Raw genomic sequence first — 11545 nt, forward strand, 5'->3', positions numbered from 1 at the left:
ACGGCCCACGCCCACAGTCCCCGGAGGATTCAGACGATTTTCTCCAGCAGCGCCCTGAGGTCGTTGCGCTGCGCGACGGTGAGGCGTCCGAGGCGCTTGTCGAACTCGTCGGAGAGCAGGGTCAGCCCTTTCCTCGCGGCCTGGCGTCCGGCCGGGGTGAGCAGTAGCCGGTGGCGACGCAAATCGCACGGGTCGATTTCACGGCGCACGAACCCCGCGGCCTCGAGCCGCTTGAGGTACAGCGTCACCGTCGCCTTGGGCATGCTCAGCGTCGCGGCCAGTTCGGCCGGATAGGGATGCTCGTCGATCTCGGCCAGCAGGAACAGTTCCTTGGACTCGAGGCCCAGCGCGCAGATATCGGCCTCGGCGCACGAGATGACCGAGAGCAGCACCCGGTAGTTCAGTGACCAGATCTTGGCCGCATCGACTGCAGACATTCGACTTGCCAGATCGTTCAGCTATGAACTAGTTTTGTTATGAACAACCTCATAGCCGAACAATCTACCAGGAAGTGGGCATCATGCCGCTGGATCAATACGTGACACTCGGGCGATCCGGTCTGCGTGTCAGCCCTCTGTGCCTGGGCGCCATGACGTTCGGCGAAGACCTCGGCTGGGGCACCAGTGTGGAAGAGTCCCAACAGATCATCGATCGATACCTCGAGCTCGGCGGTAACTTCATCGACACCGCCAACTTCTACACCCGAAGCCACTCCGAGAAGATCATCGGCGACCACATCGGGCGCCACCCCGCCCGCCGCGATCGGCTGGCGATCGCGACCAAGTTCAGCGGTAACCTGTATCCGGGTGATCCCAACGGCGGCGGCTCGGGCCGCAAGTCGCTGATCAACGCCTGCGAGAACTCGTTGCGGCGCTTGCAAACCGACTACATCGACCTGTACTGGCTGCACATCTGGGACTCCAACACCCCCATCGAGGAGACCATGGCGGCGCTCGAGGACCTGGTCCGGGCCGGCAAGGTGCGCTACATCGGGGTTTCGGACACCCCGGCGTGGAAGATCGCCCAGGCCAACCTCATCGCCCAATTCCGCGGCTGGTCGTCGTTCGTCGGGTTGCAGGTCGAATACTCACTCCTGGAACGCGCCATCGAACAGGACCTCGTCCCGATGGCCTCCGAATTCGGCCTCGGCATCACACCGTGGTCGCCGTTGAAGGGTGGCGTCCTCAGCGGCAAGTACACCCGCGCCAACAGCGGCCGGCACAACGCCGACCGCGGCGCCATGGTCGACGCCTTTCTCAACGAGAAGACCTACGCCGTTATCGACGAACTCGAGGACATCGCGAAGGCGCACGAGACCAACGTCGCCAGCGTTGCGCTGGCCTGGGTGCGCGCGCAGCGCGCCGTCTCCTCCGTCATCATCGGGGCCCGCCGGCCCGCCCAGCTCGAGGACAACGTCCGGGCCGTCGACGTCAATCTGAGCGCCGAGGAGCTCGCCCGGCTCGACACGCTGACCAAGCCGCGGTTCGGATTCCCGCACAACATGCTGGAGATGGCGCCGGGCATCCTCAACGGCGGAACAACGGTCAACGGGATCGCCGGGCCGATCTCCGAGTATGTGATGCCCGAAGGCGTTCAGCCGTAATGAGACTGGCGGGTTACTCGCCCGAGTGCATCTTCAACGCGGCATCCACGTTGGCCTTCTTGTCCTCGCCGGAACCCTTCGCCGCGGCCTTCTTGCGCTTGGCAACCACGGCGTCGACCGCACCGTTGAGCGCCGAACCCAACGGGAAGCCGAGATAGTGGGTGAGGAAGACGGCCATCTCCTTCAGTTCGGTCTCGGTGAGCTCGCCGTTGAGAAGTGCGGCGTTGATTTGGATTTCGGCCAGGTCGCGATTTCCGATCGCGGTCACCGCCGTCAGCGTCATGATGCGCTTGTCGCGCATCGACAATCCCGGTCGCGTCCAGATGCTGCCGAACAGATGGTCCACGGTCAGGTCGAAGTACGCGTCGCCTTCGATGTTGGGCATCTCCCAGCCGTAGACCTCGTTCATCTTCGCAAGGCCCTTGCTGCGCAGCTCGTCCATCACGCCTCTTTCTCTGTGTGCGGCACACCAAGTCCCGCTGCCAATCCCTGGTACGCCAGCCGGGCAAGCGGCAGGTCGACCGACACCGACTCGCCGAGTGCCAGCGCCAGGCTCAAGTCCTTCTCGCCCAGGCCACGGGCGTGCACAAAGGACTGGTACAGGAAGTTATCCGGCTCAATGTCTTTCATATCTTCGCGCACCATGATCGCCCCCGGACCGCTGGTGAGCGCGTCGGTGTGGCGGACCACCCGCCCAAGCGCCTGCAGGTCGAGCCCGGCCGCCTCGGCCAGCTTCATGGCCTCACACGCCGCGACGTACGAGGTGAATGTCAACATGTTGCGCGCCAGCTTCATTCGGGTTCCCGCACCCGGCTCGCCGGCGTGGACGACCATCGCCGCCCAGTGTTTGAACGCCGGCTTGATCTTCTCGTAGACCTCCCGCTCGGCGCCCACCATGGTGGCGAGCTCACCCTTCGCCGCCGCCGCGGCCCCGCCGCTGACCGGCGCGTCGACGATGTGGATGCCCTGGGGCTTGTATTCGGCCGCGAGCTCGACCGCCGTGGTGTCGCTGATGGTCGAGTGGATCGCGATGACGGTGCCGGGTTTCGCGTTGGCCGCGAGTTCGCCGACGACCTCACGCACCTGGGCGTCGTTGAGGACGGTGATATGGATGATGTCGGCCGCGGCGACGTCGGCGACGCTGTCGGCCAGGCTGGCGCCCTTTTCGACCAGCGGGGTCATCGCCTCGGTGCGGATGTCGTAAACCGTTACCCCGCCAGGCCATTCGGTCATCTTCGTGGCCATCGGCGCGCCCATATTGCCCAGCCCGATGTAGCCGAGCTTCACATCGTCACTCATGGCGCCGCTCCTCTCCCCCGCCAGCGGGTGGGGGTACCTCCCACTTGTGGGGGCTTGCCCCCACATCGCTCTTTTGCTCTGCATCGTCGACGGTGCGACTCATGATCGGATTATCTGCCCGCCGTCAACGTTGAAGATCTGTCCGGTGATCCACGACGCCTCGTCGGAGAGCAGGAACAGGCACATGCCGACCAGATCCGCAGGCGTGCCCATCCGCGACAGCGGCAGACCCTTGACGATGTCGTCGACCATCTCTTTGGGGGTGGTGGTCCGGTTGGCCTCGGTGTCGATGGGGCCGGGGGCGATCGCGTTGATCCGGATATTCTGGCCACCCAGTTCGCGGGAGAGTTGTTGCGTCAGCCCGTTGAGCCCGACTTTGGCCAGCCCGTAGTAGTTCGCGTAAAGCCAGGCGGCGGTAGACGACTGGTTGACGATCGCTCCGCCGCCGCGCTTGGCCATCTTCTTGTACACCGCGCGGGTGCACCACAGCGCCCCGTCCAGGTTCACGCTCATGAACTTGCGGTAATACTCCGGGTCGATGGTGAGCAAGAAGTCGAGCTTCATGCCGCCGAAGATCGCGGCGTTGTTGACCAGGTAGTCGATGCCGCCGAATTCGGCCAGCGTGCGGTCGGCCATCTCCTTCGCGGATGCGGGGTCGGACACGTCGACCGGGATGCTGATGGCGGTTCCGCCGTCGGCGACGATCTGCTTGGCGACGGCATCGGCGGCCTCGGCGTTGATGTCGGCGACCACCACCGCCGCGCCCTCTCGGGCCAGCGCCTCGGCGTACGCCTGCCCGATGCCGCCACCGGAACCGGTGACGATGCCGACTTTATTCTCGAATCGCATGTTTTCCTCTCGGTCGCCTGTTGGCGCGGTCACTGCACAGCTGTGGCAATGGTTTTGATCTCCAAGTACTCCTCGAAGCCGGCCAGGCCCATTTCGCGTCCGTTGCCGGATTGCTTGTAGCCGCCGAACGGCGCGTCGGCGGAGTACCAGACACCGCCGTTGACATTGACGGTGCCCACCCGCATCCGCGCGGCGAAGTTGGCCGCACGCTCGGGGTCGGCACCGAACACCGTGCCCGACAGGCCATATGGAGAGTCGTTGGCGATGCGCAGCGCGTCGTCTTCGCCGTCGTAGGCGATCACGGTCAGCACCGGCCCGAAGATCTCCTCACGGGCGGGCCGCGCGTCGTTGGTCAGACCCGCGATGACGGTGGGTTCGATGAAGAACCCGCGATCTTTGTCCGCCGGACGGCCACCGCCGCAGGCGAACGTCCCACCCTCGGTGATCGCCAGATCGAGGTAGCTCTGCACCCGGTCCCGCTGCCGCGCGGAAATGACTGGCCCGCAGACGGTTCCGGAGTTGTCGGGGTCGCCGGGCTTGATCGAGCCCATGGTGCCCGCGGCGATGGCGACGGCTTCGTCGTAACGGGCCCGCGGCACCACCAGCCGGGTCGTGATGGCGCAGCCCTGGCCGGCGTGCATGGCCGCGGTGAACGCCGACATCGAGCACGCCCCGCCCAGGTCGGCGTCGTCAAGAACGACGAACGCCGACTTGCCGCCCAGCTCCAGGAACACCCGCTTGATGGTCGCGGCGGCATCGCCCATGACGCTGCGGCCGGTCGCCGTCGACCCGGTGAACGAAACCATGTCCACCCGAGGGTCTTTCGAGAGCAGCGCCCCCAGCCGGTGGTCGTTCGATGTGATGATGTTGACGACGCCGGGCGGGAAGTCGGTGTGCTCGGCGATGATTTCGCCGAGCACGGCGGCACACCAGGGGGTGTCCGGTGCGGGCTTGAGCACCACGGTGTTGCCGGCGGCCAGCGCGGGCCCCAGTTTGGCGAGATTGATCTGGTGCGGGAAGTTCCACGGGGTGATTGCGCCGACGACACCGACGGCCTCCCGCGCGATCGTGCGCCGGGTCGGGATGCCCATCGGCGATGCCTGGCCGAGGTCGGAGTTCCACTCGTAGGACTCGGCGGTGTCGGCCGCGAAGCTGAGGTCGCCGACCGGTCCCTCCAACTGGGCGGCCGACGTGAGCATCCGGGGTGCGCCGACCTCGGCGATGGTGATGTCGCGCAGTTCTTCGATGTGGTCGCGCATCGCGTCGCGCAGCTGCCGTATGCACCGCACCCGCAATTCGGTGTTGCGCGACCAGTCCGTCTCGTCGAAGGCGCGCCGCGCGGCGTCGATGGCGCGGTCCAAGTCGGAGGCGTCGGCGTTGGCCGCGACGCCCAGCACCTCTTCGGTCGCCGGGTTCACCGTGGGGAAGTTGCCGGCGCTGCCGGCCGACAGCTTGCCGTCGATGAAGAGCTCACTCACGCCGTCGGCCAACAAGGCCATGTCCCGCTCCCGTCTGCGCGCGTCCACTCCGGCGCGCCAATATGGTGGACAGTTGTCCGATAATGTCCGATCGAACCATAGTCGCCAGGTCGCCGAAGGTGCAAGGGCCGATCTCGAACGGCGTGGAGATTGCTCTAAAAAATAGTCATTACACTGCGTATTTGTGTCACGGGCTTGCTTCACGCCGTTTCGATCCACTAGCTTGGACATGTGTCCAGCGACGCACTGGTGACGATCACATCCGACGGCGACCGCCAGACCGGTCAGCCGGCGCGCAACCGTCGCCAGGAGGAGACCTTCCGCAAGGTGCTCGTGGCCGGCATCGAAACCTTGCGCGAGAAGTCCTACGCCGACCTGACCGTGCGCGCGGTCGCTGCCCGGGCCAAAGTCGCTCCGGCCACCGCGTACACCTACTTCTCGTCGAAGAACCACCTGATCGCCGAGGTCTACTTGGACCTGGTGCGGCAGGTTCCGTTCTTCACCGACGTCAACGACCCGATGCCGGTCCGGGTGGACCAGGTGTTGCGTCACCTGGCGCTGGTGGTCGCCGACGAGCCCGAGGTGGGTGCCGCGTGCACGACGGCATTGCTCGGCGGCGGGACCGATCCTGCGGTGGGTGCCGTGCGCGACCGCATCGGCGCGGAGATCCACCGGCGCATCGCGACGGCGATCGGGCCCGGCGCCGACCCGAAGACGGTGGCCGCGCTCGAGATGATGTTCTTCGGCGCATTGGTACAGGCCGCGAGCGGCCAGTTCACCTATCACCAGATCGCCGACCAATTGGCCTATGTAGTGAGCCTGATCCTGCCCGGCCCCGGGAACACAAGCCAGGAGACAAGAACTTAATGACCGTCCATGTGGGCGACCACGAGCTGGTCCTCGATCCCTACGACTACGACTTCCACGAAGATCCGTACCCCTACTACAAGCGGCTGCGCGACGAGGCCCCGCTGTATCGTAATGACGAGCTGAAGTTCTGGGCGCTGTCGCGGCACCAGGACGTGTTGCAGGGATTCCGTAACAGCACAACGCTTTCCAACAAGTACGGCGTCTCGCTGGACCCGGCATCGCGAGGCCCGCACGCCAGCAAGACGATGTCCTTCCTGGCGATGGACGATCCCGCCCACCTGCGGCTGCGCACGCTGGTCTCGAAAGGCTTCACCCCGCGCCGGATTCGCGAACTCGAGCCCCGGGTCACCGAGATCGCGACACAGCATCTCGACACCATGCTGGCCAAGGCCAAGGACGGTACGGTCGACTACGTCGACGAGTTCGCCGGCAAGCTGCCCATGGACGTCATCTCCGAGTTGATGGGCGTCCCCGAGCCGGATCGGGACCAGGTGCGGGCCTGGGCCGACGGGGTGATGCACCGCGAGGAGGGCGTCAACGACGTGCCGCCCGAGGCGGTGGAGGCCTCCCTCAACCTGATCGTGTACTACCAGGGCATGGTGGCCGAGCGACGCGAGAAGCTGAGCGACGATCTGACCTCGGCGCTGCTGGAGGCCGAGATCGACGGCGACCGGCTCACCGACGATGAGGTGCTCGGCTTCATGTTCCTGATGGTGATCGCCGGCAACGAGACCACCACCAAACTGCTTGCCAATGCCGCATTTTGGGGTCACAAGAACCCGGATCAACTGACACCGGTCTACGAGGACCAGTCGCGGGTGCCGCTGTGGGTCGAGGAGACCCTGCGCTACGACACCTCCAGCCAGATCCTGGCTCGCACCGTGTCCGGCGAGCTCACCCTCTACGACACCACCATTCCCGAGGGCGATGTCCTGCTGCTGTTGCCCGGGTCCGGGCATCGCGACGAGCGGGTCTTCGACAACCCCGACGACTACCTGATCGGGCGCGAAATCGGGCCCAAACTACTGAGTTTCGGTAGCGGCGCGCACTTCTGCCTTGGCGCGCATCTGGCGCGAATGGAAGCCCGGGTGGCGCTCACCGAGTTGTTCAAGCGAATCCGCGGATACGAGGTGGACGAGGCCAACGCCGTCCGCGTCCACTCGAGCAATGTCCGCGGATTCGCTCACCTACCAATGAGCGTGGAGGTCCGCTGAATGCCCCGGTTTGAACCCCTGCCCGAACGCCGGCCCGCCATCGTGGCCGGAGCATCCTCCGGCATCGGGGAGGCAACCGCGATCGAACTCGCGGCACACGGATTCCCGGTCGCCCTGGGGGCCCGCCGCGTCGAGAAGCTCGACGACATCGTCGGCAAGATCAATGCCGACGGCGGCGAGGCGGTCGGATTCCACCTGGACGTCACCGACCCGAACTCGGTGAAATCCTTTGTCGCACAGTCGACCGAGGCGCTCGGCGACATCGAGGTGCTGGTGGCAGGTGCCGGAGACACCTACTTCGGCAAGCTCGCCGAGATAACCACCGACGAGTTCGAGTCGCAGCTGCAGATCCACCTGGTCGGCGCCAACCGGCTGGCCACCGCGGTGCTGCCCGGCATGCTCGACCGGCAACGCGGCGACCTGATCTTCGTGGGTTCCGACGTGGCCCTGCGGCAGCGCCCCCACATGGGCGCCTACGGCGCGGCCAAGGCAGCGCTCGTCGCGATGGTCACCAACTTCCAGATGGAACTCGAGGGCACCGGCGTGCGGGCCTCGATCGTGCATCCGGGCCCGACCAAGACGTCGATGGGCTGGAGCCTGCCGGCCGAGAAGATCGGCCCCGCACTGGAGGACTGGGCCAAGTGGGGCCAGGCCCGGCACGACTACTTCCTGCGCGCGGCGGATCTCGGGCGGGCCATCACGTTCGTCGCCGAGACACCGCGCGGCGGCTTCATCGCGAACATGGAGCTTCAGCCCGAAGCCCCGTTGGCCGACAACAAAGATCGCCAGAAACTCGCACTCGGCGGGGGAGAGTGAGCACATGACTACCGCTATCGTGCCGCGGGTTTCCGGCGGCGAAGAAGAGCACGGCCACCTCGAGGAATTCCGCACCGACCCAATCGGTTTGATGAATCGCGTCCGCGACGAGTGCGGTGACGTCGGCTGGTTCCAGCTGGTCGACAAGCACGTCATCCTGCTCTCCGGCGCCGGTGCCAACGAGTTCTTCTTCCGGTCCGCCGACGAGGACCTGGACCAGGCTGCGGCGTACCCATTCATGGCGCCGATCTTCGGTAAGGGTGTGGTGTTCGACGCCAGCCCGGAGCGGCGCAAGGAGATGCTGCACAACTCGGCGCTGCGCGGTGAGCAGATGAAGGGCCACGCCGCGACCATCGAGGCTCAGGTGAAGGGGATGATCGCCGACTGGGGCGACGAGGGTGAGATCGAGCTGCTCGACTTCTTCTCCGAGCTGACCATCTACACCTCGACGGCCTGCCTGATCGGCGTGAAATTTCGCAACCAGCTCGACCACCGGTTCGCCGAGTACTACCACGAGCTGGAACGCGGCACCGACCCGCTGTGTTACGTCGACCCCTACCTGCCGATCGAGAGCTTTCGGCGCCGCGACGAGGCCCGCGTCAAACTCGTTGCGCTGGTGCAGGAAATCATGAACCAGCGGCTGGCCAACCCGCCGAAGGACAAGGCCGACCGTGACATGCTCGACGTGCTCGTCTCGATCAGGGACGAAGAGGGCCGGCCCCGCTTCTCTGCCGACGAAGTCACCGGGATGTTCATCTCGCTGATGTTCGCCGGGCACCACACCAGTTCGGGGACCTCGGCGTGGACCCTGATCGAGTTGATCCGGCACCCCGATGTGTACGCCGAGGTGCTGGCCGAGCTCGAGGAGCTCTACGCCGACGGCCAGGAGGTGAGTTTCCATGCGCTGCGGTCGATTCCGAAGCTGGACAACGTGGTCAAGGAGACGCTGCGGCTGCACCCGCCGCTGATCATCCTGATGCGGGTGGCCCAGGGCGACTTCGAGGTCGAGGGCTTCCCGATTCACGCCGGCGATTTCGTCGCGGCGTCGCCTGCGATCTCGAACCGGATTCCAGAGGACTTTCCCGACCCGGATGAGTTCAAGCCGGACCGCTACAACAAGCCCGAGCAGGCCGACATCGTCAACCGGTGGACCTGGATCCCGTTCGGCGCGGGCCGGCACCGCTGCGTCGGCGCCGCCTTCGCCCAGATGCAGATCAAGGCGATCTTCTCGGTTCTGTTGCGCGAGTATGAATTCGAGATGGCGCAGCCCGCGGACAGCTATCACAACGACCACTCCAAGATGGTCGTGCAGCTGGCCCGGCCGGCCAAGGTCCGCTACCGCAAGCGCAGCGCGTAAGGAGTAAGTCCGATGGGCGGATTCAGAATCGAAGCGGATCTGGATTTGTGTCAGAGCCATGCCATGTGCGAACTGGAGGCGCCCGACTACTTCCGGGTGCCCAAGCGGGGCAAGGTCGAGATCCTCGACCCCGAGCCGCCCGAAGACGCCCGCGACGAAGTTGAGCGCGCGGTCGATATGTGCCCAACGCAAGCACTTTTCATCAAGGAAATAAAGGAGACTGAGGGCTCATGAACTCACAGGCGTCACACTCGCGCGAAGATCTCGAGGCATGGGTCGACCGCTGGCTGCAGGCCAACAAGGACTGCGAGAAGGCCGGTGACTGGCGACCGTTGGCGGACTTCTACACCCAAGACGCCACTTACGGCTGGAATATCGGCCCCAAGGAAGACGTGATGTGCGTCGGCGTCGACGAGATTCGCGACGTCGCCCTGGGCCTGGAGATGGAAGGCCTGGAGAACTGGGTGTACGAGTACCAGAAGGTGCTCATCGACGAGAAGCAGGGCGAGATCGTCGGCTTCTGGAAGCAGATCGTCAACAAGACCGACGGCACCCAGGACGAGATCTACGGCATCGGCGGCAGCTGGTTCCGGCTCAATGCCGACCAGCAGATCGAATGGCAGCGCGACTTCTTCGACTTCGGCCACGTCGCGTACATGTTCGGCAAGCTCATCGAGTCCGGCGACCTGAGCGCGGGCATGCAGAAGCGGATCGAGCGCAGCATCGCCGGTGAAAAGCTGCCCGGCTACTACCCGCTTGGCGAGGCCCCCGTCCCCATCTGGTGACAGCGGGAGCCAACCAAGCATTTGATTTGTTGCACGCGCTATGCTGACGCGACAAGGGTGCCTGTGGCACCCGTCACCTAGCTGGCCGGCATGAAGGGGCCGGTCAGCGCTGATCAATTCAAAGGCGAAATGGGGTCAGGACCATCGTGAAGACAAAAGGCGCACTGATCTGGGAGTTCAACCAGCCCTGGTCCATCGAGGAAATCGAGATCGGCGACCCGCAAGCGCATGAGGTCAAGATCCAGATGGAAGCGGCGGGCATGTGCCACTCCGACCATCACCTGGTCACCGGGGGCATTCCGATGGCCGGATTCCCGGTGCTGGGCGGCCACGAGGGCGCGGGCATCGTCACCGAGGTCGGTCCGGGCGTGGAAGACATCGCCCCGGGTGACCACGTCGTGCTGTCGTTCATCCCGTCGTGTGGGCAGTGTCCGACCTGTCAGGCGGGCATGCGCAACTTGTGCGACCTGGGCGCCGGCCTGCTCGGCGGCGCCGCGGTATCCGACGGCACCTTCCGCATCCAGGCCAAGGGCCAGAACGTCTACCCCATGACACTGCTGGGCACGTTCTCCCCGTACATGGTCGTGCACCGCAGCTCGGTGGTGAAGATCGACCCGTCCGTCCCGTTCGAGGTCGCCGCGCTGGTCGGCTGCGGCGTCACCACCGGCTACGGTTCGTCGGTCCGCACCGCGGACATCCGGCCGGGCCAGGACGTCGCCATCGTCGGCGTCGGCGGGGTCGGCATGGCAGCGCTCCAGGGAGCCGTCAACGCCGGCGCCCGCTACATCTTCGCGATCGACCCGGTTGAGTGGAAGCGCGACCAGGCGCTCAAGTTCGGCGCCACCCACGTCTACCCCGACATCTTCGCCGCGATGGCGGGCATGGCCGAGGTCACCTACGGCCTGATGGCCCACAAGGTCGTGGTCACCGTGGGCGAGCTGCATGGCGCCGACGTCGACAACTACCTGAACATCACCCAAAAGGGCGGCACCTGCGTGCTGACCGCCATCGGTAGCCTGCTGGACACCAACGTCAACCTGAACCTGGCGATGCTGACCCTGATGCAGAAAAACCTGCAGGGCACCATCTTCGGCGGCGGCAACCCGCAGTACGACATCCCGCAGCTGCTGTCGATGTACAAGGCCGGCAAGCTGAACCTGGACGACATGATCACCCGCCAGTACAAGCTGGAGCAGATCAACGACGGCTACCAGGACATGCTGGACGGCAAGAACATTCGCGGCGTCATCCGGTTCACCGACGCCGACCGGTAA

13 protein-coding genes are annotated in these 11545 nt (G+C 65.4%); 8 read left to right on the forward strand and 5 right to left on the reverse strand.

Annotation, left to right across the window (positions count from 1 at the left end; genetic code table 11):
• Window positions 1–29 precede the first annotated feature (29 nt).
• A complete protein-coding gene (locus ACZYVJ_RS11445) occupies window positions 30–437 on the reverse strand; it encodes a MarR family winged helix-turn-helix transcriptional regulator (RefSeq protein WP_463831097.1) in 408 nt (135 codons plus the stop codon).
• A 74-nt stretch (window positions 438–511) separates the two neighbouring features.
• On the opposite strand from ACZYVJ_RS11445, the gene ACZYVJ_RS11450 reads away from it, so the two are divergent.
• Window positions 512–1603 carry an aldo/keto reductase gene (locus ACZYVJ_RS11450; RefSeq protein WP_463831098.1) on the forward strand — a complete coding sequence of 364 codons (1092 nt, stop codon included), beginning with the start codon at window positions 512–514 and terminating at the stop codon, window positions 1601–1603.
• 13 nt (window positions 1604–1616) lie between these two features.
• Here the strand turns inward: ACZYVJ_RS11450 and ACZYVJ_RS11455 are convergent, their stop codons facing one another.
• The 4 genes from ACZYVJ_RS11455 to ACZYVJ_RS11470 form a co-directional block, all read right to left on the reverse strand.
• Window positions 1617–2045, reverse strand: a complete 429-nt coding sequence (locus tag ACZYVJ_RS11455; protein WP_044487447.1) for a carboxymuconolactone decarboxylase family protein — start codon at window positions 2043–2045, stop codon at window positions 1617–1619.
• Window positions 2045–2902: an NAD(P)-dependent oxidoreductase gene (locus ACZYVJ_RS11460; RefSeq protein WP_463831099.1), complete on the reverse strand. Its 858-nt coding sequence runs from the start codon at window positions 2900–2902 to the stop codon at window positions 2045–2047. Before ACZYVJ_RS11460 ends, ACZYVJ_RS11455 begins: the two co-directional genes overlap by 1 nt.
• A gap of 99 nt (window positions 2903–3001) precedes the next feature.
• Window positions 3002–3751 (reverse strand): SDR family oxidoreductase, encoded by a 750-nt coding sequence (locus ACZYVJ_RS11465; RefSeq protein WP_463831100.1) that lies wholly within the window; start codon window positions 3749–3751, stop codon window positions 3002–3004.
• 29 nt (window positions 3752–3780) lie between these two features.
• On the reverse strand, window positions 3781–5250 hold the full coding sequence (locus ACZYVJ_RS11470) for an aldehyde dehydrogenase (protein ID WP_463831101.1): 1470 nt from the start codon (window positions 5248–5250) through the stop codon (window positions 3781–3783).
• Between the two features lie 210 nt (window positions 5251–5460).
• On the opposite strand from ACZYVJ_RS11470, the gene ACZYVJ_RS11475 reads away from it, so the two are divergent.
• The 7 genes from ACZYVJ_RS11475 (at window position 5461) to ACZYVJ_RS11505 (ending at window position 11545) form a co-directional block, all read left to right on the forward strand.
• On the forward strand, window positions 5461–6096 hold the full coding sequence (locus tag ACZYVJ_RS11475) for a TetR family transcriptional regulator (protein WP_463831102.1): 636 nt from the start codon (window positions 5461–5463) through the stop codon (window positions 6094–6096).
• Window positions 6096–7313: a cytochrome P450 gene (locus ACZYVJ_RS11480; RefSeq protein WP_463831103.1), complete on the forward strand. Its 1218-nt coding sequence runs from the start codon at window positions 6096–6098 to the stop codon at window positions 7311–7313. Before ACZYVJ_RS11475 ends, ACZYVJ_RS11480 begins: the two co-directional genes overlap by 1 nt.
• Entirely contained in the window at window positions 7314–8129 is an 816-nt protein-coding gene (locus ACZYVJ_RS11485) for an SDR family oxidoreductase (RefSeq protein WP_463831104.1), read from the forward strand.
• Between the two features lie 4 nt (window positions 8130–8133).
• On the forward strand, window positions 8134–9486 hold the full coding sequence (locus ACZYVJ_RS11490) for a cytochrome P450 (RefSeq protein ID WP_463831105.1): 1353 nt from the start codon (window positions 8134–8136) through the stop codon (window positions 9484–9486).
• 12 nt (window positions 9487–9498) lie between these two features.
• Window positions 9499–9720, forward strand: a complete 222-nt coding sequence (locus ACZYVJ_RS11495) for a ferredoxin (protein WP_463831106.1) — start codon at window positions 9499–9501, stop codon at window positions 9718–9720.
• Entirely contained in the window at window positions 9717–10271 is a 555-nt protein-coding gene (locus ACZYVJ_RS11500) for a nuclear transport factor 2-like protein (RefSeq protein WP_463831107.1), read from the forward strand. Before ACZYVJ_RS11495 ends, ACZYVJ_RS11500 begins: the two co-directional genes overlap by 4 nt.
• Before the next feature lie 146 nt (window positions 10272–10417).
• Window positions 10418–11545 carry an NDMA-dependent alcohol dehydrogenase gene (locus ACZYVJ_RS11505; RefSeq protein ID WP_463831108.1) on the forward strand — a complete coding sequence of 376 codons (1128 nt, stop codon included), beginning with the start codon at window positions 10418–10420 and terminating at the stop codon, window positions 11543–11545.

This window comes from Mycobacterium sp. IDUB_3, from assembly GCF_055419585.1.